Origin of the sequence: Citrobacter sp. R56 (genome assembly GCF_016811995.1) — a bacterium.
GTDB lineage: Bacteria > Pseudomonadota > Gammaproteobacteria > Enterobacterales > Enterobacteriaceae > Citrobacter_D > Citrobacter_D enshiensis.
This window is the reverse complement of the sequence record NZ_CP069159.1, coordinates 4,210,839-4,233,253: the sequence shown is the minus strand read 5'-3', so window position 1 is coordinate 4,233,253 and position 22,415 is coordinate 4,210,839. Positions and strand designations below refer to the sequence as shown.

Here is a 22,415-nt window from a genome sequence, read left to right as displayed (position 1 = left end):
TTGGTCTGCTCATCCAGATAAGCAAAGTTGTAGCCGGAGAGGTTAGTGGTCACGGGCGGCCTCCTGTTGCAGGCGTTTGAGCAGTTCCAGCTCGGCCTGAAAATCGACGTAATGGGGCAGTTTGAGGTGCGAAACAAACCCCGCCGCCTCGACGTTATCCGCATGCGCCAGCACGAACTCCTCGTCCTGCGCCGGTCCGGTGACCGTTTCATCGTAGTCGGGTGCCTGTAGGGCGCGGTCCACCAGCGCCATTGCCATCGCTTTGCGTTCGCTCATGCCGAACACCAGTCCGTAACCACGGGTAAAATGCGGGGCTTCATTTTCCGGCGCGACAAAGCCGTTAACCATTTCGCACTCGGTCATTAGCAGTTCGCCGACGTTCACCGCAAATCCCAGCTCTTCTGGCACGATGTCAATCCCGACAAAACCGCTGCGGATCTCGGCGGCAAACGGGTGGTTGCGCCCGTAACCGCGCTGGGTGGAGTAGGCCAGCGCCAGCAGGTAGCCTTCGTCGCCGCGCATCAGCTGTTGCAGGCGCGAGGAACGTGAGCAGGGGTAAACCGGCGGCGTGCGGGTGATATCGTCTGGTTGAGCGCCATTATCTTCTTCGCGCTTCGCCAGTCCCTGCCTGGCCAGCAGTGAAAAGACGTGCGGGGCCAGTTCCTGCGTACTTTCTGCGGGACGCAGCGGCGGCGTCTCGCCATTGGCCAGCAGCGTAAAATCAAGCAGGCGATGGGTGTAGTCGTAGGTTGGCCCCAGCAACTGCCCGCCGGGAATGTCCTTGTAAACGGCGGAGATACGGCGTTCCAGGCGCATTCCGGCGGTATCCAGCGGTTCGCTAACCGCCAGCTTCGCCAGGGTGGTGCGGTAAGCACGCAGCAGGAAGATCGCTTCGACGTTATCGCCGCTGGCCTGTTTCAGCGCCAGCGCCGCCAGTTCGCGGTCAGCGATACCGCCTTCGGTCATCACCCTGTCGACGGCGAGATTCATCTGCTGTTCGATTTGCGCCACGCTCAGTTCGGCAATCGTGCTGTCGCCCCGGCGTCGGTTCTCCTGCAGCGCGTGGGCGTTGGCTATCGCCTTTTCGCCCCCTTTAACGGCGACGTACATCAGCACACCTCCACATGGGTGGTTCGTGGAATAGCCAACAGCCGGTCTCCGCAGGTGAGGAGCAGATCGACCCCCAGCGGGAAAGGATGCGGGCGCTCAGTAAGCTCGTGGATCAGGCAGTCCGGCAGCTGTGGCGCGATCATGCGCTCTTCCGCGATGCCCGCGCCGGTGAGGCGCAGCATGCGTCCGCCGCTCAAGCTGGCGACCTGTACGATGAGGGTGGCGCTGGTTTCCGGCGCCACGGCAGAACCGGCGGAGAGGGCGTTAAGCTGCTCGCTGCTGATGCGCTCGTCGGCTACGGCAAAGGTCGCCTGTTGCGGTTGTTCCACCAGGGTTGCGCTGGTGTGAAAGCGCAGATTCTGACTGGCGATGTCGTTGTTCACGGCGGGCGAAAGCCAGACCGGCGTATCGCCGTCAACCAGTGTTAGCAGCACGCTGGTGGTGGCGAGATTCAGCGGCTGCCAGCCGTGTTTCAGTTGATGTAAGGCAACAATGACGCCGGGTTCACTCATTGCTTTCAGCAGGCGGCGAAAGCTCTGCTGGGCGTCCTGAACCGGTGAGTGAAAGGCGGTCAGTAGTGCTGTCGATCGTGTCATGCGTTATCTCCGCGTACCAGCGTGAAGAAGTCGACCCGGCTGGCGTTGACGTCGGCACGGCGAGCGTTTCTCTGTGCGTCGCGTTCCGCTTCCAGTGGGGCAATTAAGGTTTCCATTAGGTTCTGGAAATGCGTCTGTTCCTGGAGCAGCGCGTCGATGACGGCGCACTGCTCGGCGTGGCGTTTGTTGCGTCCCAGCAGATAGCTGTAGCCCAGCGTGCCGCTGGCAAGACGCACCACCGCGCGGGTAAGGGTGGTATCCCCAGCGAAGAAGCGGTTGCCGGTGCCGCCCATCCGCGCCTGAATCTGCATCAGTCCGGTTTCCGGGGCGCGAATCAGTTCATATTCCGGTGTCAGCCCCAGCGCCTTGATGCGCGCGTTCAGTGCCTCGGCGTGGCTGTAAGCCAGCGCACGCATCCAGCGCTGGCGGGTAGGAGTATCAAAGTGCATTCAGTGCTCCATGATGAATTCGATCATGTCGGCGCGGGTCAGGCTGACGGAGTATTCCGTTGCCTGTGCTTCGCCTTCACGGTGGTTCAGGGTGCGCACGCACAGCAGCGGCGCCATATTGGGGATTTCAAGCCACCGGCTCTCTTTGGCCTGCGCGCGGCGGGCGCTGATGCGCGTTTGCGTGCGTTGCAGCGCCAGACCCGCGTGCTCGCGCAGATAGTCGTGCAGCGAACCGCTGCTAAAATCCTGCAATAGCGGCCAGAGCGTGAGGTCGGAAAAGTAATGGTCAATCAGACACAGGGCGATGCCGTTCACCCGACGCAGGGTGCGCAGGTGGATGACGTTGTCGCCCTCGTTGACGCTCAGTGCGTCGGCAATCGGGCTGGAGGCTGGTCGCAGCACCGCCAACAGCTTTTCGCTGGTGGGATGGCTGCCCTGATCCAGCAGATTCTGGCTGAAGCGTGCCTGGGCGTTGAGTGGGTAATCGAACGGGCGCATCAGCACCAGCACGCCGACGCCCTGACGACGCTGTACCCAGCCTTTCTCCACCAGCTGGTCGATGGCGCGGCGCAGGGTGTGGCGGTTCACCTCAAAGCGGGCGGCAAGCTGATGCTCCGCCGGAAGGTAGTCGCCGCAGCGGTAATGTTGACGAAGCTCCTGCTCAAGTCTGGCGGCAATTTCCTGATAACGCGTTGGATAGCTGGTCGGATGTGTAGACAAGTGCATAGCAATCAATGCCTCGCTGATCAGATGAAGTGCTTACGCAAACGCTGGGAGAGGAAATCCAGCAGGCTGACGGTGACGATGATCAACACCATCAGGGCGCAGGTTTGCTGAAACTGAAAGCCGCGAATCGCCTCCCACAGCGTGACGCCGATACCACCTGCGCCGACCATTCCGACCACGGTTGCCGAGCGGACGTTGGACTCAAAGCGGTACAGCGAATAGGAGATGAGGAGCGGCATCACCTGGGGCAGAACGCCGTAGAGGATCTCTTCAATCTTGTTGGCACCGGTGGCGCGAATGCCTTCAACCGGGCCAGGCTCAATGGCTTCTACCGCTTCGGAAAGCAGCTTGGAGAGCACCCCGGTGGTGTGGATAAACAGCGCCATGACGCCCGCAAAAGGACCAAGACCGACGGCGACCACGAACAGCATGGCGAAGACCATTTCGTTGATGGCGCGACAGGCGTCCATCAGGCGGCGCATCGGCTGGTAAATCCACCAGGGCACGAGGTTGTCGGCGCACATCAGGCCGAAAGGAATTGAGAGAACGACGGCGAGGGCGGTTCCCCAGACGGCGATTTGCAGGGTGACGGCCATTTCGCCGAGATAGTCCTGCCACTGGCTGAAGTCCGGCGGGAAGAAGTCGGCGGCGAAGGTCGCCATATTGCCGGAATCTTCGATCAACGTGAGCGGGGCCATTTCAGCGCCCTTCCACGAGACAACCAGCACGGCGAGCAGGATGGCCCAGCTCAGCAGCGAGAACCAGCTACGTTTCGGCGGGGCGACGGTGATGGTTTGCATATTTGGCTCCGTTGTTCTGTTTTGCCGGATGGCGGCTCCGCCTTATCCGGCCTACGTGTGTAGGCCCGGTAAGCATCGCGCCACCGGGCAATCCGTTACTGCACCACTTTATTCACGCTGGTCATCGCACCCAGCGCGGCGGTCAGACGGTCGAGGTCATCCAGCTGCGCCTTCAGCGCCGAGGTTTTGCTGGTTTTCTCTTCCTCGTTCAGCCCGTTGTTGTCCTTCACGCCCTGCATCTCTTTAAACAGCGCCAGCTGGCGAATCGGCACCAGTTGCAGATCGCTGGAGGCACGGAACGGTGCCCAGCCCAGACGTTCCAGGGTGGTTTTCTCTTCCGGCGTTTTGCCGTAATTCATGAAGAAGTCGTACACCTTGTCCTTGGTGGTTTCGGAGAGATTCTTACGCCAGACGATCGGATCGCCGGGGATCAGCGGCGACTTCCAGATAACCTTCAGCGCTTTCAGCTTTTCCGGCGCGGAGGTTTTCAGCTTGTCGAGGTTTTCGGTGTTGTTGGTGGCGACATCCACCTGCTTGTTGGCGACGGCCAGCGCGTTGGTTTCGTGTCCGGCGTTGACGGTGCGTTTGAAGTCGCTGGCGGCGATGTTGTTTTTGGCGAAGACGTAGTAACCGGGGACGAGGAAGCCTGACGTGGAATTGGGATCGCCGTTACCGAAGGTCAGATCCTTACGTTTGGCGATCAGATCGTTCAGGTTGTTGATCGGGCTGTCTTTGTTGACGATCAACACGCTCCAGTAGCCGGGTGATCCATCGGCCGCGACCGTCTGGGCAAAGACCTGACCATTGGCGCGATCCACCGCTTCCATCGCCGAAAGGTTGCCGTACCAGGCGATATCGACTTTGTTAAAGCGCATCCCCTGGATGATCCCGGCGTAGTCCGGGGCGAAGAAAGCGTTCACTTTTATGCCCAGCGACTTTTCCATGTTCTTCAGGAACGGTTCCCACTGCGGCTTCAGGTTTTGCTGTGATTCGGTCGAAATAATGCCAAAGTTCAGTGCTTTTTCTTGTTCTTCGGCATGAGCCGGGCTTAACAAGGTGCTGATGCTGAACATGCTGGTGAAGGCCAGCGCGGCAACGGCTTTATAATTCATTTTTTATCCTCGGTTCGGACTAAATTAAGCAGCCTGCGCGCTCTGTTCGACGCGGTTCATGCTGCGGTAGAGATGGTCAAATCTATCGTTATCAAAGTGCTGGCTACTGCCATCAAAGAACACGTGTCCCTGGCGCAGTGCGACAATGCGTTCGCAGTAGCGCAGGGCGTAATCCACCTGATGCAGCGTGACGACCACGGTGATGCCGTCGGTCTGATTGATATCGCGCAGGGTGTCCATCACGATGCGCGCCGATTCCGGGTCCAGCGAGGCGATCGGCTCATCGGCCAGAATGACCTTCGCCTGCTGCATCAGAGCGCGGGCGATAGCCACGCGCTGCTGCTGGCCGCCAGAGAGTGTTGAAACGCGCTGATACGCAAACTGCGCCATCCCGACGCGGGTCAGCGCCTGCAATGCGCGCTGTTTCTGCTCCAGGCTGAACCAGTTAAAACAGGTACGCCAGAACGGCGTGCTGCCGAGTGCGCCTATTAGCACGTTCTCGAGCACGGTCAGACGGTTCACCAGATTGAACTGCTGGAAGATGTAGCCCGTGTGGGCGCGGCTTTTGCGGATGTCGCGTGCCAGACGGCCTTCGCGCTGGACGGTACGCCCCATTAGCTCCACATGACTGCCTGGCGATTTATCGCCGGTAATCAACCCGCTTAAGTGACGTAAAAGGGTGGATTTGCCGGAACCGGACGGGCCAAGCAGAGCCACCATCTCACCGGAAGCGATGTCCATATCAACGGCGTGTAGCGCCTGCTGCTGATTGAACGTTTTGGAGAGTTTCTCGACACGAATCATCGTTTGCATGGTGCGGCCTCACTAAAAAAGTGGCCCCATCGTGGCGGATTAATGTGACGATTTTGTTAAGCGTTGGTGACTTGATGATGAAGAGTTGAGGAGAGATTGATGACAGAACGGGAGGGCGAGCCTCCCGTCAGGTTACTCGGTCGGTTGCTGCTGTTTCACAACGTTAATCATCCACGGCACGCCGTATTGATCGGTGACTTTACCGAATCCGTGTGCCCAGAAGGTTTCTTGCCAGTCCATTTCGATTTGACCTTTGGCGGCAAGGTTGTCAAACCAGCGCTTCCCTTCTTCGACATTTTGCGTATCAAGCACCAGCGTGAAGCCGGAGTAGTGTGCTTTGCCTGGTGCAACGGCATCACTCATCATGATATCGCTACCCGCAATGCGCACGTTGGCGTGGGCAATGGCGTTATCGGGGAATTCCATTCCGGACGGGCAACCGTCCTCGCTGTCCTGCGCCGATTTGGGCATTTCACCGAAGCTGATTTTGTAGAGCAGTTCCGCGCCCAGTGTCTGTTGGTAGTACGCGATGGCGTCGGCACAATTGCCGGCAAAAGAGATGTAGGGACTTAACGGCATAATGTTTACCTCAGGTAAAAGAAGCCAGTTAAGTGTAGTTATCGTAGGCCCGGTAAGCGAAGCGCCACCGGGCAATAAATGCCGGATGGCGGCGTAAACGCCTAATCCGGCTTACAAAAATCAGTTCTTTTTCACGAACTCGGATTTCAGCTTCATGGGGCCAAAACCGTCAATTTTGCAATCGATGTTATGGTCGCCTTCGACCAGGCGGATGTTCTTCACTTTGGTACCGATCTTCAGCATTGAAGAACTGCCTTTCACTTTCAGATCTTTAACCACGGTGACGCTGTCGCCGTCTGCCAGCAGATTGCCGTTGGCATCTTTCACGATCAGCTCATCGCTGTCGTGAGCCGGTTCGGCATCGTTCCATTCGTGAGCACATTCCGGGCAGATGAACATGCCGTTATCTTCGTAGGTGTATTCGGAGTTGCATTGTGGGCAATGGGGTAATGACATGTGGATTTCCTCAAAAGGTCAGCAGGGGCAAAAGCGCCCAAAAATGGCAGATTGCCGAAAAAGGCCGCAATTATACATAAAATCCTTAACGTTGTCGGGACTATTCCCAACTTAAGAATATGCCACCCCGCGACTGAAGGTCGCGGTGAGGGCCAAAAAATGTCATGACGATTTTTTAAGGGAAATTGCTACGTTTTGCTATTTAAGATAAGGTGAGGCAAACCTTCTTATAATAATGATCCAGCGGCACTAACACATCCTCGGTTTTTGTTAGTGAGCGCAATCTTACCCCCTAATTCAGGTAGGTAAAAATGACGCTATTGAGTCTGAAAATTTATATGTTCATCATAATTTAAGTGACATGTACTGAACGCCTTTCTTTATCTTTCTTATGGTTAACGGTCAGCAAGAAGCGGTCAGCAAGTGTTGATACATTCCTTATAACCCTCAGGGGTTTATTTTTTTAATATTTTCTATACGTAATTAAATATGCCGAAAATTCATAATAAAAATCACGGCTAAATAAAAGTAATATAAATTTGCGTTAAGGAAAGATTTTTTCATGCACACACAGACAATCTATGAATTAAGTCAGGAAGCCGAGCGTTTGTTATTACTCGCGCTCTCGCATCTGAGTCAAATAGCCGCATTTTCGCCGACGATGCTGGAGAGTGAGGGAAACGACAAAAGTGGGGAGAGTATTCTTCCCCCACATTTTAGCGCCCGTGGCATTGCTGCCCAACACGCTATGCTGAACAATGAGTTGCGTAAAATTACGCGGCTGGAAATGGTTCTGGCTATCGTTGGCACCATGAAAGCGGGAAAATCGACGACCATTAACGCGATTGTCGGAACGGAAGTGTTGCCCAACCGCAATCGCCCGATGACTGCACTGCCGACGTTGATCCGTCACACCCCGGGTCAGCAGGAACCGGTGCTACTTTTTTCCCATGTCGCCCCGATTGATACCCTGATGCACACGTTGCAACAACGACTGCAAGCGTGTGATCGCCAGCATCTGACACTGGCGCTGGAAATCGACAAAGACATGGATGACCTCATCCAGCGCATTGAACAAGGCGAGGCGTTCGAGCGTCATTACCTGGGCGCGCAGCCTATTTTCCACTGTCTGAAGAGCCTGAACGATCTGGTGCGTTTGTCGAAAGCGCTGGAGGTTGATTTTCCGTTTTCCGCCTACGCTGCCATTGAAAATATTCCGGTAATTGACGTTGAGTTTGTGCATCTGGCGGGGCTGGAGAATGCGCCAGGACAACTGACTTTGCTGGATACGCCAGGGCCAAACGAAGCCGGACAACCGCACCTGCAAACGATGCTCAACGACCTGTTGACTCGCGCTTCTGCGGTGCTGGCGGTGATGGACTACACCCAACTGAAGTCTATCTCCGATGAAGAGGTGCGCCAGGCGATCGCCGCGGTGGGCAAATCCGTCCCGCTGTATGCGCTGGTGAACAAGTTCGATCAAAAAGACCGCAACAGTGACGATGCAGAACAAGTCCGGGCGATGATTTCCGGCACGTTGATGAAGGGCTGTATTACGCCGGGGCACATTTATCCGGTTTCTTCAATGTGGGGATATCTGGCGAATCGGGCGCGTCACGAACTGTCGGTACACGGTCGGTTGCCTGATCCTCAGGAACAACGCTGGGTTCAGGATTTTGCGCAAGCCGCGCTCGGTCGGCGCTGGCGGCTGGCCGATCTTGACGATACTGAACACATTCGCCATGCGGCGGATTTGCTGTGGGAGGATTCGCTGTTTGCACTTCCCATGCAAACGCTGATGCAGGCGGCGTATGCCAATGCCTCGTTGTATGCCCTGCGCTCGGCGTCGCATAAGTTATTAAATTATGCTCAGAGCACACGCGATTATCTCGATTTTCGCTTTAACGGTCTGACGGTTGCGCAGGAAAAGCTGCAGGTGAATATCGCCCTGGTCGAAGCGGATTTACAGCAGTTACGGGCGAGCGAGGCGTCTGTAGGCGATGAAGTGCGCCACGAAGTCGCATTGGCGATGGATGCGGCTAACGCATTGCTGAACCAGCAGGATGCCGTCATTTTACGCGACATCAGCCGTTTATTCAGTGAAGAAAACATCGTGGCGATGTCAAAACGCGACACGCTTTCACCGATACCCGAAGCCGAAATCGTCGGCGAAACGCTGGTGTTATACGACGAAAGTCAGGCGCAGGTCGTTTTAAGCAAAATCCGGGCGTCCTGTGAGGTCGTGTTATTAAGGGCGCAGGAGAATGTCAGCCGCGAACTGGCGTTACGCTTTGAGCAACTCGAATCGACGCTGGCGCGGGTGTTTACGGATGCGATGCGCCCGATTGAAGCGCGGGTTAAAGAGGCGCTGAGTCATACCGGTTTTCGGGCGCGGATCAGCTTCCCGGCATTTCATGCTGCGCTGCTTAATTTCAATACCCAACCTTTGTTCAGGGAGGCGATGAGCCAGGAGAACCTGCAAGACGCGCAGAATCCGCCTTGCGCAAGCGTACGCGAAACCTTCTCACGTTGGCTGAACCAGCCTAACTGGGGGGGGAGAGATTATGTGGAAACAAAAGTGCGTTACCTCATTCATTTTACGACATTGCATTCCAGTCTTGAGGAGTATGTCCGCCACTTTAGCCAGCAAATCCGTAAAGTGTTGGCGGCTCAGGTTGATGCTTCTGTCACGGCAGGTATGACAACGTTCTTTGCTGATTTTTCACAGTGTCTGTCGGGGCTGCAGGAGAGCTTGCGGGAAAGCCTGGCGATGCGACAACAGAATGAATCTGCGGTGACGGCGCAGAGCCTGCAATTGCAGCACAGTCTTTCTACCGTGGCGTGGATATATGAGGACTCCCGTCTGTTGCGTGACGATATCCAAACCCTTTTTGCGACTGAGCAGACATGACAAATACGTTACGGGAAGGCCCGGGGCAGATGCTGGAATGCATTCACCCGAAGTTTATGGTCTCTCTGGTTCAGGGAGAAGAACTCAAACGGTCTGGCGGCACGCTGCAAGAGCAGTCGTTTCGCGAGCGCCTGTTGAAAGAGATGTTGACCTACGCACAGCTTCGTACGTGGGCGATGGCGGGGAGAGGCAGCGAGCACTTGATGATGCGCTTCACGCTGGTGGAAAAACTGGCGGGGATGCTTGATCACGGCCATCTGGCGCTGACCCGTATTGCTCAGCATCTGATGCAGATGCGACACAGCGAACTTCCCCGTGTATACGCGACTCCTGGCATCCGACAGCAACTCGACGCGTTGTCCGACGAGTTTACCCGACGCTGCGCGTACAAAGAAAAAGCGCTGACCCAACGCGGGCTGACGGTACAGGCAGGAGAGCATAGCGAGCAGGTTTTTACCCGCTGGCGAGCCGGAGTGTACGACGGCTGGTCGTTACCGGGGCGCTGTTTTGTCGCGCTTGAGGAGCTACGGTGGGGGGCTTTCGGCGATGCCTGCCGTTTGGCTAATGCCGACGTCGTATCGATGCTGAAAGATAATTTGCGCGCGATGGCCAGCCACGCACTGGCGCACAGCATTCACGCCGCGCCGACAACCCGCCACTACTATTCGCAGTGGCTCAATACGCCCAATACCCAGGGAACAAACGACAATAATGATCTGTTGAACTGGCTTGGAGACTGGTGTGACGCTGATAAACATCCGGTGTGCTGGTCCGTGACGCAGCGCTGGAAAAATGTGGCGTTAGGGATGCCGAGACTCTGTTCGGCGCAGCGGCTGGCGCATGCGATGGTGGAGGAGATATTTGCGCCGTCCCCTCTGGTAAGCCCAGAGGGGACGGGAAGGTTTTAGTGATTTAAGGAGTCAGCCGGTTGCTCTGCAACGCTTTGTGCCGGGACGTTACCGAAGCGTTTGGCGTACAGGGCAGTGATAATCGGCACCAGAATCGCGGTCACAATCACGCTGGCGGCGACCAGGGCGGTGGCCGATGCGGCAACCGGTTCAAATGCCGGGTTAATTTGCGCGATGATCACCGGGTTAGCGACGGCGGCGCCGGCTGCGGAAGAGGCCGCGACGCCTGCTGTACCGTTCCCACCACCGATAACACGGTCAGCGATAATCAGCGGAATACCGGTGATGATAATCACCGCCACACCCAGCACGATACCCAGCAGACCGGTGTCCATAATCACACTCAGGTTGATGGTGTTACCGAGCGCGAAGCCGAAGAACGGAATCAGTACTGGCGTGGCTTTGCTGAAGAAATCACGGAAGTCTTTATCAAGGTTACCCAGCGCAAAACCGATCAGGAATGGCAGGATAGCGCCCACAAAATGGTGGGGTTCAAATGATGCCAGACCCGCAGAACCCAGGATAAGCATGGTCATCAACGGACCGGATTCCAGAGACATCAGAACGAAGGCGCCAGACTCTTCTTTGGTGCCGTACTGGTTCATCAGGCTGGCATACAGACCGCCGTTGGTCATGTCCATCGCAGAGACAATCGCCAGAACGGACAGACCGGCGAAGAAACCGGTTTGAATACCGTTTTCCGGAATAAACATGGCGCAGACCATTGCCACAGCCCAGGCTACGGCGATTTTGGTGATCACCAGCGTCCCGGATTTACGTAACACGGTACCCGTGGCACGCAAGTTAATAGAGGCGCCAATACAGAAGAACCATACCGCCAGAATCGGCACGGTACCGGTAATCATCCCTTTGGTAAAACCACCGAAATAAGCACCAGTATTGGGTGCCAGAGTATTCAGGATGGCACCCAGTACCAGAGGAACCAGCATCATCCCGCCAGGGATACGTTCAATCGCGGCTTTAATTTTCATAAGCGTCCTCACAACTTGTCGCGCGGACAAGTCAGTAAATTATATTAATTTCAAAAGCTTATATTGATAAGGAAGCGAAGGATCGCCTCTTTCTCTTTGCGTGCACAAATCGGATGCGGTTTTTAACTGTGTGTCGCGATCCCCAGAGATGTTGTGTCTGCTGTCATCTTGCATTCTCTGGAATTACGATTCAATCAAAATAAAACGACGTTTTAGTTACCTGTATCACATATTTTATGGAAACATTTCCGGATGCCATGGAATATTAAAAATGCTGTAAATGCTTTGTAAAAAGGGAGGATTGGTTTTTACCTGGCAGCTTAATAATGACGGCAGTGATATTTCATTTTCATAGGTAAATGATCGACGCGTTCGAGTGTCAATAAACGCTATTTTCCGTAAGCAAAAAATCGACTGAGAATGACCTTATTTACAGTTGATGACGAAGGGAATATATATGTGTGAAGTTGATCACACATTTAAACGCTGGTAGGGTAAAGAAGTCATTAACCGCCCAATCAGGCGTCAACAGGTTCGGTTGTACAGGCCTCAAACGGTCAGTGGAAGTAAACCTGCTACGCTTGTTACAACGTCTGCATCCCTGCAGACCCCACGCTCGACGGTGACGTTAGCGCATTGCGCCAATGAATTCGATATGTAGCGAGACGGGCTTAGTCTACGAGGACAGCTATGCTGAAAAGGAAAAAAATAAAACCGATCACACTTCGCGACGTAACCATCATTGATGACGGTAAATTGCGTAAAGCGATAACCGCAGCGTCGCTGGGTAACGCGATGGAATGGTTTGATTTTGGTGTTTATGGCTTTGTTGCCTATGCGTTAGGTAAAGTATTCTTTCCAGGGGCTGACCCCAGCGTGCAGATGATTGCCGCGCTTGCCACCTTCTCTGTTCCCTTCCTGATTCGACCGCTTGGCGGATTGTTCTTCGGTATGTTGGGCGATAAATACGGTCGCCAGAAGATCCTCGCTATCACCATTGTGATTATGTCGATCAGTACCTTCTGTATCGGGTTGATTCCCTCGTATGCCTCTATTGGCATCTGGGCACCCATCCTGCTGTTGTTGTGTAAGATGGCGCAGGGGTTCTCGGTAGGGGGGGAATATACCGGCGCGTCGATTTTTGTCGCCGAGTATTCGCCCGACCGTAAACGCGGGTTTATGGGCAGTTGGCTGGATTTTGGTTCCATTGCGGGATTTGTGCTTGGCGCGGGAGTCGTCGTTCTGATTTCGACCGTGGTCGGCGAGGAAAACTTCCTCGACTGGGGCTGGCGTATTCCGTTCTTTATTGCGCTGCCGTTAGGGATTATTGGTCTCTATTTGCGTCATGCGCTGGAAGAGACCCCGGCGTTTCAGCAGCACGTTGAAAAGCTGGAGCAGGGCGACCGCGAAGGATTGCAGGACGGCCCGAAAGTGTCGTTTAAAGAGATTGCCACCAAGCACTGGCGCAGCCTGCTGACCTGTATTGGTCTGGTGATTGCAACCAACGTCACTTACTACATGCTGCTGACGTACATGCCGAGCTATCTCTCGCATAACCTGCACTATTCCGAAGATCACGGCGTGCTGATTATCATCGCCATTATGGTCGGGATGCTGTTTGTCCAGCCGATTATGGGGCTGCTGAGTGACCGTTATGGCCGCCGTCCGTTTATCATCCTGGGGAGCGTTGCGCTGTTTGCCCTGGCGATCCCGGCCTTTATGCTGATCAACAGTAATGTTATCGGTCTGATTTTTGCCGGTTTGCTGATGCTGGCGGTGATCCTCAACTGTTTCATTGGGGTGATGGCCGCGACGTTACCGGCGATGTTCCCGACGCACATTCGTTACAGTGCGCTGGCGGCGGCGTTTAATATTTCGGTACTGATTGCCGGTCTGACGCCAACGCTGGCGGCATGGCTGGTAGAAAGTTCGCAGAATCTGATGATGCCTGCCTATTACCTGATGGTGATTGCGCTGGTTGGCTTTGCGACCGGCATCACCATGAAAGAGACCGCCAATCTTCCGCTGAAAGGTGCGACGCCAGCGGCGTCGGACATTCAGGAAGCGAAAGAAATTTTGCGCGAGCATCACGATAATATCGAACACAAAATCGAAGATATCGATCAGGAAATTGCTGAGTTGCAGGCGAAACGCTCGCGTCTGGTACAGCAGCATCCGCGTATTGATGAGTGACAGGTAAACACTTAAGGTTCACTTAATCTCTATTGTGCACACTCTCCTCCAGCGTCCCGGAGGAGAGTGTGATGAAAAAGCGTGTTTACGAAAGTTTAACCACCGTGTTCAGCGTCATGATCGTCAGCAGTTTTGTCTACATCTGGGTGACCACTTACTGATTTTTATTCAGTATGACCCAGGCGCGCGTACCTGATGTGCCTTCACGGTTGTGTAAGAAGAACTGCCCGCGATGCAGTTGCGTAATGCGACTGACAATACTGAGCCCCAGCCCAATCCCGCCGTATCGGCTGTCCATGCGAACAAAGGCTTCGCTGAGCTTCCCGCATTTACTTTCATCAATCCCCGGACCTTCGTCTTCAACGGCTATAATCGCATCGTTATCGGTGTTGAGACTGATCGTAATGGTTGTCCCTTTCGGGCTGTAACGGTGTGCGTTTTCGACCAGATTGCGCAGCAACATACTCAGCAGCGTGGCGTCGCCGCGTACCGTGACATCCTCTGCGCTGTCTGGCAGCAGCAGCGTTTGCTGGCGTTGGTCCAGCATGGTGCTCAGCTCGTCATAAGAGGGCAGGATCACGTCATCCAGCAGCTTCACATGCTGATAATTTCCCGATGAGAATGACTGGCCGACACGGGCGAGTTGCAGCAATTGCGACACGCTATCCATCATTTGGTCGAGACGGGCCACCAATGGCGCGACATCCACGTTATGCGCTTTGGAGAGCAATTCCAGATGCAGACGCACTCCGGAAAGCGGGGTTCGTAATTCGTGGGCGACATCAGCGGTGAACAGGCGTTCATTCTCAAGCGTAGTCGTTAAGCGGGTGACCAGTTGATTCAGCGCCGTGACCACCGCGTCTATCTCAATCGTGCTGCTGTGAATATCTATGGGGGTCAGATTATCTGCCGTACGCGTTTCCAGCTCTTTTTGCAGATCGGCAAGTGGGCGGGTAATGCGCCGAACCGCCTGATAACAGATGAGCAGCGTCAGGCTGACCATAAACACGGCGGGGACAATCAGACTGGCTACCGCTTCACGGATCTCATGCAAGATGTGGCGGTCATTGTTTCGATTCTCGCGTAGCGCCTGCTCGAAAAGCTGAATCTGCTCAATGCTTTCGTGCCAGAGCCAGAAGGTGCTGATCAACTGAAATACCAGCAGAATCAGGCCGATGGTTAGCATCAGACGCTGACGAAGGGTCATGGGTCTGTGCAGAAAACGCGTCAGGTTCACTTAGTTTTCCTCAGCGACAACCAGCATGTAACCAAATCCCCGAACGGTGCGGATACGCGATTTCCCCACTTTGTCGCGCAGGTTGTGGATATGCACCTCCAGCGTATTGGTCGATGGCTCGTTGTCCCAGTTGTAAATGTCGTTGTACAAAATTTCGCGATGCACCGGGCTGCCTGCTTTGAGCATCAACCGTGACAGCAACGCATACTCTTTCGGCGTCAAGATCAGTTCTTGCCCGCTTAACCAGACCTGGCGACGCCCTAAATTCAGCGTCAGATTACCGACAACCAGCTCACTCTCACCCTGATTGTTGTGGCGACGCAGCAACGCCCGAATGCGCGCGTGCAGCTCTTCCAGCGCGAACGGTTTGACCAGGTAGTCGTCGGCACCGACATCCAGCCCGGAGACACGATCGTTGAGCGTGTCGCGGGCGGTGAGGATCAGCACCGGGAGGGTGTATTTTTTCTGCCGGATGCGCGCCAGAAAATGCAGTCCGTCTTCATCAGGCAACCCCAGATCCAGAACCACCAGACTGTAATGACCGGTCTCCAGACAATGCTGTGCGGCACGCGCAGTGGAGACGCCGTCGCAGGCGTATCCTTCGGTTTGCGCGGCAAGAATCAGTCCCTGCAATAACAACGTATCGTCTTCAACAATCAGAATTTTCATTAAGTTAGCCTCCTGCAGGGGTGCAGAATATCATCTGCAGCCTGGTAATACTTCGTCTGCACGCCCGTTAATCCCAGCATGGTCGAGAAAAGATTGTCCTGCGAGAAATCTTGCGAGCTTGCCTGTTTTTGTAAACACGTCTGGTCAACCTGATAACGCTTTTGATAATCATCAGAAAGCCAGAACAGCATCGGCACATGTTTTTGGGTATCCGGGGCAATGGCGTAAGGCAGACCGTGGAGATAAACACCGTTTTCTCCCAGGGACTCGCCGTGGTCGGAAAGATAAACCAGACTGGTGGTGAAATTATCCTGATGTGATTTCAATAGATTGATCGCTTTATCAACAATATAGTCAATGTACAGGATAGTATTATCGTAGGTGTTCACTAACTGTTGCTGTGAACAGGTCTGAATTTCGTTGGTGTCGCAGGTGGGGGTAAATTTCCGAAACTGCGGCGGATAACGGTTGTAATAGGTCGGGCCGTGGCTGCCAATGGTATGCAGAACAATGACGCCATCCCCCTGGAGTTTGTCGATGTATTCTTCCAGACCGTGGAAGAGGACTTCGTCATAGCATTCACCCTCAATACACTGCCCCGGCAAATTCAGCACCGTCATATCCTGATGTGGAACACGATCACACGCGCCCTTACAGCCGCCGTCGTTGTCGTTCCACTGCACGTTAATGCCCGCGCGTTGGAGGATATCCAGCAACCCTTCCTGATGATGCGCCAACTCTTCGTCATAGTGTTTTCGCGGCATGCCGGAGAACATACACGGTACGGAAATCGCCGTCGCAGTACCGCAGGAGGTGGTGTGGGGGAAATAGACCACGTTGTCTTTTTCCAGACGCGGATTGGTCTGGCGCGAATAACCCGACAGCGAGAAGTTATCGGCGCGCGACGTTTCACCGACGATCAGGATGGTCAGGTTTTTACGCGGTTGTTTGAGCATGAGCGGGTTGCGATGGGCATCCTCGCCAATACGCACCAGCGGCAGGTTGGCAAGACGCTGGTGTGAATACCAGGATGAGGTTGCGACAATGCTGCTCGATGGGCTGAGTGCTTTGATGAGTTGCTTATTATTGCGAAACAGCGACGCGTAGTCTTTGTAGAAAAAGAGGGCGACCAGCAGAATCAGCAACACGGAAATCAACACGCTGACGGCGCGATACACCGCACCGCGCAATGCCGGCGTGGTTGGTTTGATTTTGATCCAGCAGGCTATCACCGCCGCCAGAAAACCGCATACGCCCACCATGAGCACTATTTGCGGCGTGATCAGGGCGAATGTTTCCGCCGGAGTGGTATCCATCATGTTGGCAATCATCGAGCGGTCGATGATGATGCCGTAGGTCATGATGAAGTATTGCGCCGCCGCGCCGACCACAATGAACAGGCAGGCCAACGGGCGATTCAGCCACAGGAAAGAGGCCAGCGTCAGCACAATATTCATCACGCTGAAGGAAACCACCGGCATGGATAAAAACACCAGCACGTTGCGCAGGGAGTCCAGCGGTAAGTCCTGCAATACTTGCTTATAGAAGGCAATGTTCAGGCAGATGGAAATATAGAATGAGAACAGCAGGAGCCAGGAAATTTGTCCGAGAGTCGGTCTTCTAAAAAGGCGCTTTAACATTAGGGAAGTTCCATCAACTAAGTGGCGCAGATCCTCGCAAAGTAAAGTTAAGCCAACCTTAAGAATTTAAGGTTGGTGATTGCCAGCCCGATGAGGCATGACCGCCTCATCGGGCAACAACGAACGACGAAGGTTAATTACGGCTAACCGGTGCATCCAGCGGATACGGATTTTTGTGGATCCGGTTGTAGTTCAGCGCGTACAGCGCGGTGATGATCATCAGCGTCACGAACGACCACATCACCTCTTTCGCGCCAGAGCCGACCACCGCCCAGACGCAGTAGACAAACGCCACAAACGTCACCAGCAGGTAGAACGGACGCGCTTTACCAAAGTGGCCATGACCCAGCAGCAGCAGGGCGGCACAGGTATACAGGTACGGCACCAGCGTAAAGATGACCGACACCGAAGAGACCAGACCAAACTCTTTAGCCGCGTTGGGGGACATGCTGCTGAACTGGAAAATCGTCATCAGAATACCGACAATAATCAGCCCGGCGACCGGGGTCCCCGCTTTGTTCACGCGGGCGAAAATAGGCGGAAATAGCCCGTCGTCGGCGGCCGCTTTCGCCGTCTGACCCGCCAGCAGCGTCCAGCCGCCCAGAGAACCTAAACAGCCCGCCGCCGCGCAGAAGGAGACAATGGCGCCCGCGGTATTCCCCAGCGCCATGCGAGCGGCGTCACCGAAAGGTGAGGCTGAAACACGCAGGGCGGCGTTGGGGATCATCCCCATAATGGCCGTGGTGGAGAGGACGTAACACACGGCGGCAATCAGCACCCCGCCAATGGTGGCAATGGGGACATTGCGTTTTGGGTTTTTCACCACGCCTGCCGCCACGGAGGCGCTTTCTACCCCAATAAACGACCACAGCGTGACGCTCAACGTACTTTGAATCGCGCCAAAGGTGTTCATGCCGCTGACGTTCCAGGCGGCCATATAGGTTTCACCCCGGAACCAGAACCAGCCAAAGACCGCGATGCCTACGATCGGCACCAGCGCCAGGACAGTCGCAACAGCCTGCACGCGGGTGATCATTTTTGGCCCGACAATGTTCAGCAGAACGAAGATCCACAGAACCACGACGCAGGTGAGCGTCAGTACCAGCGGAACTTTCAGGATCGGGAAGAAGTAGCTCAGATAACCAACGCCGATAACCACCATGGCAATGTTACCGATCCAGCAGGCTAACCAGTACAAAACGTTGGTTTGATATCCCAAAAAAGGACCGAAGCAGCGGCGTGCGTAAGCGTAGGAACCACCGGGACTGGAGTCTAAGGACGACATTTTGGCGTAGACCATCGACAGCGCCAGTGCGCCGATAATCGTGACCAACCATCCGTAGATTGCAATCCCGCCGGTTGAAGCAAGGTTTGCGGGAAGCAGGAATACGCCTGAACCCATAATGTTCCCCGACACCATAAGGGTGACGGGGATTAAGCCCACTTTGTGAGCATCAGCATCCGTCGACATGTTTATCTCCTGGAAAGGTGAATCGCTACGTTAAAGTACGACGTATGATACGCCCTCAGGAGACCGCGTATTTATTATGGGGCGGGGTTATCGCCAATGCTGATATTATTGTGGCTCATCGTAAATCAGGGGGTGATTAAATAATCTGGCGCTCCCGGTGCTGGCTGACATAATGCAGCGGCGTCATACCATAGAACTCTTTAAACACCGAAATAAAGTACGATGTACTGCTATATCCGCACAGTTGAGAAACTTGTGAGATATTTTTTCCGTCCATGAGTAATTGATTCAAAGCGTAACGCATACGACAGGTTGTGATAATTTGGCTATAACTTGTGTTTTCATTTTTGAGCTTTTTCTTTAACAAACTCGGGCTTAAACATAAACAACTGGCGACCATGCTCAGGTTCCAGTCTTTATGGATATCGCTCTGAATGAGGTGATAAACACTGTCGCTGATGCGACTGCGCAGCATATGCATCAATAGCGAAATAAATTTTTTTCTGTCGAGAAAGCGTGATAGCACGGTGAACAGCAGCGAGCGAGTGCGTTCTTTTTCACTCTCATTCTGTGATTCCTCCAGACTGTGTGTGGCTGCGACGCGGAAGACATCCGGCGTCAGGCACACGGCAGTCAGTAAAGGCGTTGCGGAGCGTTGCCAGACCGGGACCTGTGAAAGATCTTTATTTAAAAAACGCAGATAGTCCTTAATGATGTCACGACTGATGTGCACCACCAGAGAATTATTGAGAGAAGAAATATCGATAATGTTATTTTCGCAGGCAAGCAACGCCATATGGTTTGCCTTTAAATTCACTGCCTCTTTGCCATTGACTCTCAGCCAGACATCTTTCTCAGTTAATACCACTATGCAAGGTTTGTTGCTGCAAATTCTCATACCCGAACTCCTGGAATATGAACATAAAATACCGGATCTCGCCAAAGGAGAGAGATACCGGGAGTAATTTCAATTGTATGATGAATCAAGTGCTGCAATAAAATAGCGTGCCTGAATAGAATTACAATACCCAGGGTGATTATTAGTGTGTACATAATTTTTTACGCATCGCGCCCGGCGATTTTCGCGCAAAAAAAAGCGCGGGGTGGGCCCGCGCAAAAAGGTATGACAGTGTTATTGTTTTGCAGCATTACTCAGGAACCACAGAGACACGTCATCCTCAAACTTCAAACCAGACGGTTGTGTCGTGGCGTTACGCCTTCACGCACATGACGTGATACACACCATCAATAATTTCCGTTCCTTCGGTTTCATGCTCAAAGCCAGGGAAGTGATGGTCCCAGGATTGCAGCGAGCGTAAGTAGCTCACCTGCGGGCTGTTTTCATCACCAAAGTTTTCCCCTGACAGCAGCATCGGGATTCCCGGCGGGTAAGGAATGACGGCGTTCGCCGCAATACGACCCGGCAGGTTTTCAATGGCCACCATTTCAACGTTGTTGTTGACGATGGCGTCCCAGGCATCGCGCGGTGTTATCTCAGCAGCCGGCAGACCGGAGTAAGCGGCGTTGAGTCGGGCGCCCGGATTATTTTCACGTAGCCAGCTAAACATGGTGTCACCGAGGTCGTGAATGCCCATGTTCGCGTAAGTGTCAGGATAGTTCTGTGCCAGTTCCGGCATTACCTGCGCCAGCGGCGTGTTGGCGTCATAATGATGTTTGAAAGAGCATAACGTGTTGATAAGCGTCCCCCATTTGCCACGGGTGACCCCCATAGAGAACAGGAACATAATCTGGAAGCCGGTGGTTCGGGTCGGCACAATCCCATGACGGCCAAGCCATGCGGTCACCAGCGCGGCAGGCACCCCTGTCTCTTCCAGTTCGCCGTCATCGCCCATTCCCGGTGCCAGAATGCTGACTTTTATCGGGTCGAGCATGCTCCAGTTATCCGGCAGATCCTTAAAGCCGTGCCAGGATTCGCCAGGATGCATCACCCAGCAGTCCTGTTCAGTGGCCAACAGTTGTCTCGGGGCATCAGCAAAGTCGTAGGTTTTTCCGGTTGCCGGGTCGGTAACAACCTCTTTGTTCCACGGTTTAAAGAACCACTCCTCGTCTGCGGCGAATTCGTTGTACAACCGCGCCATGGCCTGGCGGAAGTCGATCGCTTCTTCGAGAACCTCCTGGGTCAGCGACAGGCCGCTGTTCCCATCCATCATGGAGACCGCCACATCGTTGGAGGCGCAAATCGCATACAGCGGCGAGGTGGTGGCGTGCATCATGTACGCCTGGTTAAAGCGGGAGAAGTTTATCGCGCCACGACCTTCACGTACGTGGATATAAGAGGCCTGAGAGAGCGCATTCAGCAGTTTGTGGGTGGAGTGGGTGGCGAAAACGGTCGGGCCGCTGTGATCGCCCGGTTGACCACGCATGGCGTAGTGGTCGGCGTAAATCGGGTTGAAACGGGCATAACCGTACCAGGCTTCGTCGAAGTGCAGGCGGTCAGTGGTTTGCGCCAGTAGCTCCTGCGCCTCTTTGGCGTTGTAGCACACACCGTCATAGGTGCAGTTGGTCACCACGCTGTAGGAGGGTTTTTGCCCCGCTTTGTCTTTGGTCAGCGGGCTTTCGCTGATTTTTTTCTGCAAGGTTTCCGGCTGCATTTCTTGCGGGTAGATAGGCCCGATAATGCCGTAACGGTTGCGACTCGGCACCATATAGACCGGTTTTGCGCCCGTCAGGATCAGCCCCTGTTCGATGGATTTGTGGCAGTTACGATCCAGCACCACCACGTCGTTGGCGGTCATGCAGGCCTGCATGATGGTGCGGTTAGAACCGGAGGTTCCCACCACCACGGACCAGGAACGATCGGCGCCAAAGACGCGGGCCGCATTTTTCTCACTCTCGCCAAAGGCGCCAGTATGGTCGAGTAAGGAGCCCAGTGTGGTTCGTTCGATCCCCATGTCGCTACGGAACAGATTTTCGCCATAATAATCATGGTAAAAACGACCTGCCGGTGTTTTGGTAAAACCGACGCCGCCCTGGTGGCCTGGTGCTGCCCAAGAGTATTCGTGGATGTCGCTGTATTTCATCAGCGCGTTGAACAGCGGCGGCAGGAGTTGCTGCCGATAACGGGTCATTGCGGCGATGGCGCGCCCGGCAATAAAGTCTGCGGTGTCTTCCAGAATCCAGGCGAATTCATCGACAAGCTCCAGCAGGTCGCGATCCAGCGATGCCGTCGCTTTTTCCCTGTCACCTAACAGGAAAACCGGGACGTTTTGCTGGCGTTCGTGAAGCTTGCCGATCAATTGCCTGACATTCTGGTGTTCATCCTGCTGTTCCATTTGGTAGCTGAACATCAGACAGTCAATGGCTTCATTGGCGGACAGGATGGCGTAACCGTCATCGAAAGACGTGGACTTAATGACGGTGACATTTTGCCGACTTAAGGCGTCCGCCAGACGTTCGACGGCGCTACCGACCCAGGTGTCCTGGTGCAGAAACTCACTTTCAACAATTAATACTTTCATCATCTCTTACCCGTTGTGGAGGTAATGCAATTTGCGGATTGCAGACACACCGTATGAATGTGACGCGGGCAAGTATTATCCTGTGAAAGAGAGGGTGTAAAGTGAGTGAAAAACACGCAACTTTTAATTTTTTATTTTAATAAACAACGTATTAAATTGAGATGATAACGTTTTTGTTACGTGGTTTATCGACAGGTGAACTATTTTTTTGGCTGATAGTGATATTGCGCACAGGGCTGTGCGAACGTGTTATCCGGCCTCTGTGTACAGGCCG

At 54.3% G+C, this 22,415-nt stretch carries 20 protein-coding genes; 4 read left to right on the top strand and 16 right to left on the bottom strand.

Annotated features, from left to right (window positions below):
* Positions 1-42: 42 nt before the first annotated feature.
* From JM656_RS19920 to JM656_RS19880, 9 genes are all read right to left on the bottom strand, one after another.
* Positions 43-1,110, bottom strand: a complete 1,068-nt coding sequence (locus JM656_RS19920; protein WP_203359245.1) for a carbon-phosphorus lyase complex subunit PhnI — start codon at positions 1,108-1,110, stop codon at positions 43-45.
* Positions 1,110-1,706 (bottom strand): phosphonate C-P lyase system protein PhnH, encoded by a 597-nt coding sequence (phnH, locus tag JM656_RS19915; protein WP_203359244.1) that lies wholly within the window; start codon positions 1,704-1,706, stop codon positions 1,110-1,112. Before phnH ends, JM656_RS19920 begins: the two co-directional genes overlap by 1 nt.
* Positions 1,703-2,155, bottom strand: a complete 453-nt coding sequence (gene phnG, locus JM656_RS19910; RefSeq protein ID WP_203359243.1) for a phosphonate C-P lyase system protein PhnG — start codon at positions 2,153-2,155, stop codon at positions 1,703-1,705. Before phnG ends, phnH begins: the two co-directional genes overlap by 4 nt.
* Entirely contained in the window at positions 2,156-2,881 is a 726-nt protein-coding gene (phnF, locus tag JM656_RS19905; RefSeq protein ID WP_203359242.1) for a phosphonate metabolism transcriptional regulator PhnF, read from the bottom strand.
* A 20-nt stretch (positions 2,882-2,901) separates the two neighbouring features.
* On the bottom strand, positions 2,902-3,681 hold the full coding sequence (gene phnE / locus JM656_RS19900) for a phosphonate ABC transporter, permease protein PhnE (protein ID WP_003841119.1): 780 nt from the start codon (positions 3,679-3,681) through the stop codon (positions 2,902-2,904).
* Between the two features lie 95 nt (positions 3,682-3,776).
* A complete protein-coding gene (phnD, locus tag JM656_RS19895; RefSeq protein ID WP_203359241.1) occupies positions 3,777-4,793 on the bottom strand; it encodes a phosphonate ABC transporter substrate-binding protein in 1,017 nt (338 codons plus the stop codon).
* A 24-nt stretch (positions 4,794-4,817) separates the two neighbouring features.
* Entirely contained in the window at positions 4,818-5,606 is a 789-nt protein-coding gene (gene phnC, locus JM656_RS19890; RefSeq protein ID WP_203359240.1) for a phosphonate ABC transporter ATP-binding protein, read from the bottom strand.
* A gap of 132 nt (positions 5,607-5,738) precedes the next feature.
* Complete coding sequence (gene yjdN, locus JM656_RS19885; protein ID WP_203359239.1) at positions 5,739-6,185, bottom strand: VOC family metalloprotein YjdN; 447 nt, start codon at positions 6,183-6,185, stop codon at positions 5,739-5,741.
* Positions 6,186-6,305: 120 nt separating this feature from the next.
* Positions 6,306-6,641: a zinc ribbon domain-containing protein YjdM gene (locus JM656_RS19880; RefSeq protein ID WP_096758651.1), complete on the bottom strand. Its 336-nt coding sequence runs from the start codon at positions 6,639-6,641 to the stop codon at positions 6,306-6,308.
* 562 nt (positions 6,642-7,203) lie between these two features.
* Here JM656_RS19880 and crfC point away from each other — a divergent pair.
* Both crfC and JM656_RS19870 read left to right on the top strand, forming a co-directional pair.
* On the top strand, positions 7,204-9,552 hold the full coding sequence (gene crfC, locus JM656_RS19875; RefSeq protein WP_203359238.1) for a clamp-binding protein CrfC: 2,349 nt from the start codon (positions 7,204-7,206) through the stop codon (positions 9,550-9,552).
* Positions 9,549-10,460: a diguanylate cyclase regulator RdcB family protein gene (locus tag JM656_RS19870; protein WP_203359237.1), complete on the top strand. Its 912-nt coding sequence runs from the start codon at positions 9,549-9,551 to the stop codon at positions 10,458-10,460. The genes crfC and JM656_RS19870 overlap by 4 nt, the downstream gene beginning before the upstream one ends.
* On the opposite strand, the gene kdgT is transcribed toward JM656_RS19870, so the two are convergent.
* Positions 10,457-11,452, bottom strand: a complete 996-nt coding sequence (kdgT, locus tag JM656_RS19865) for a 2-keto-3-deoxygluconate transporter (protein ID WP_203359236.1) — start codon at positions 11,450-11,452, stop codon at positions 10,457-10,459. The two genes, JM656_RS19870 and kdgT, sit on opposite strands and share 4 nt — an antisense overlap.
* 690 nt (positions 11,453-12,142) lie before the next feature.
* Here kdgT and proP point away from each other — a divergent pair.
* Entirely contained in the window at positions 12,143-13,645 is a 1,503-nt protein-coding gene (proP, locus tag JM656_RS19860; protein WP_203359235.1) for a glycine betaine/L-proline transporter ProP, read from the top strand.
* Positions 13,646-13,716: 71 nt separating this feature from the next.
* Complete coding sequence (pmrR, locus tag JM656_RS19855; RefSeq protein WP_203359234.1) at positions 13,717-13,806, top strand: LpxT activity modulator PmrR; 90 nt, start codon at positions 13,717-13,719, stop codon at positions 13,804-13,806.
* On the opposite strand, the gene pmrB is transcribed toward pmrR, so the two are convergent.
* The 6 genes from pmrB to adiA form a co-directional block, all read right to left on the bottom strand.
* Entirely contained in the window at positions 13,800-14,852 is a 1,053-nt protein-coding gene (gene pmrB / locus JM656_RS19850; RefSeq protein ID WP_203361338.1) for a two-component system sensor histidine kinase PmrB, read from the bottom strand. The two genes, pmrR and pmrB, sit on opposite strands and share 7 nt — an antisense overlap.
* A 30-nt stretch (positions 14,853-14,882) precedes the next feature.
* Positions 14,883-15,551 carry a two-component system response regulator PmrA gene (gene pmrA / locus JM656_RS19845; RefSeq protein WP_203359233.1) on the bottom strand — a complete coding sequence of 223 codons (669 nt, stop codon included), beginning with the start codon at positions 15,549-15,551 and terminating at the stop codon, positions 14,883-14,885.
* Positions 15,551-17,191: a phosphoethanolamine transferase EptA gene (gene eptA / locus JM656_RS19840; RefSeq protein WP_203359232.1), complete on the bottom strand. Its 1,641-nt coding sequence runs from the start codon at positions 17,189-17,191 to the stop codon at positions 15,551-15,553. Before eptA ends, pmrA begins: the two co-directional genes overlap by 1 nt.
* A gap of 133 nt (positions 17,192-17,324) precedes the next feature.
* Complete coding sequence (adiC, locus tag JM656_RS19835) at positions 17,325-18,662, bottom strand: arginine/agmatine antiporter (protein WP_203359231.1); 1,338 nt, start codon at positions 18,660-18,662, stop codon at positions 17,325-17,327.
* A gap of 136 nt (positions 18,663-18,798) precedes the next feature.
* Entirely contained in the window at positions 18,799-19,560 is a 762-nt protein-coding gene (locus JM656_RS19830; protein ID WP_203361337.1) for an AraC family transcriptional regulator, read from the bottom strand.
* A gap of 313 nt (positions 19,561-19,873) precedes the next feature.
* Entirely contained in the window at positions 19,874-22,141 is a 2,268-nt protein-coding gene (gene adiA / locus JM656_RS19825; RefSeq protein ID WP_203361336.1) for an arginine decarboxylase, read from the bottom strand.
* Between the last annotated feature and the right edge of the window lie 274 nt (positions 22,142-22,415).

Coding starts and splice junctions, on each gene's coding strand:
- pmrB (WP_203361338.1), bottom strand. CDS start 14,852: ATGACCCTTCGTCAGCGTCTGATGCTAACCATCGGCCTGATTCTGCTG.
- phnH (WP_203359244.1), bottom strand. CDS start 1,706: ATGACACGATCGACAGCACTACTGACCGCCTTTCACTCACCGGTTCAG.
- JM656_RS19830 (WP_203361337.1), bottom strand. CDS start 19,560: ATGAGAATTTGCAGCAACAAACCTTGCATAGTGGTATTAACTGAGAAA.
- pmrA (WP_203359233.1), bottom strand. CDS start 15,551: ATGAAAATTCTGATTGTTGAAGACGATACGTTGTTATTGCAGGGACTG.
- proP (WP_203359235.1), top strand. CDS start 12,143: ATGCTGAAAAGGAAAAAAATAAAACCGATCACACTTCGCGACGTAACC.
- yjdN (WP_203359239.1), bottom strand. CDS start 6,185: ATGCCGTTAAGTCCCTACATCTCTTTTGCCGGCAATTGTGCCGACGCC.
- crfC (WP_203359238.1), top strand. CDS start 7,204: ATGCACACACAGACAATCTATGAATTAAGTCAGGAAGCCGAGCGTTTG.
- phnC (WP_203359240.1), bottom strand. CDS start 5,606: ATGCAAACGATGATTCGTGTCGAGAAACTCTCCAAAACGTTCAATCAG.
- eptA (WP_203359232.1), bottom strand. CDS start 17,191: ATGTTAAAGCGCCTTTTTAGAAGACCGACTCTCGGACAAATTTCCTGG.
- pmrR (WP_203359234.1), top strand. CDS start 13,717: ATGAAAAAGCGTGTTTACGAAAGTTTAACCACCGTGTTCAGCGTCATG.
- kdgT (WP_203359236.1), bottom strand. CDS start 11,452: ATGAAAATTAAAGCCGCGATTGAACGTATCCCTGGCGGGATGATGCTG.
- phnG (WP_203359243.1), bottom strand. CDS start 2,155: ATGCACTTTGATACTCCTACCCGCCAGCGCTGGATGCGTGCGCTGGCT.
- JM656_RS19880 (WP_096758651.1), bottom strand. CDS start 6,641: ATGTCATTACCCCATTGCCCACAATGCAACTCCGAATACACCTACGAA.
- JM656_RS19920 (WP_203359245.1), bottom strand. CDS start 1,110: ATGTACGTCGCCGTTAAAGGGGGCGAAAAGGCGATAGCCAACGCCCAC.
- JM656_RS19870 (WP_203359237.1), top strand. CDS start 9,549: ATGACAAATACGTTACGGGAAGGCCCGGGGCAGATGCTGGAATGCATT.
- phnF (WP_203359242.1), bottom strand. CDS start 2,881: ATGCACTTGTCTACACATCCGACCAGCTATCCAACGCGTTATCAGGAA.
- phnD (WP_203359241.1), bottom strand. CDS start 4,793: ATGAATTATAAAGCCGTTGCCGCGCTGGCCTTCACCAGCATGTTCAGC.
- adiC (WP_203359231.1), bottom strand. CDS start 18,662: ATGTCGACGGATGCTGATGCTCACAAAGTGGGCTTAATCCCCGTCACC.
- phnE (WP_003841119.1), bottom strand. CDS start 3,681: ATGCAAACCATCACCGTCGCCCCGCCGAAACGTAGCTGGTTCTCGCTG.
- adiA (WP_203361336.1), bottom strand. CDS start 22,141: ATGAAAGTATTAATTGTTGAAAGTGAGTTTCTGCACCAGGACACCTGG.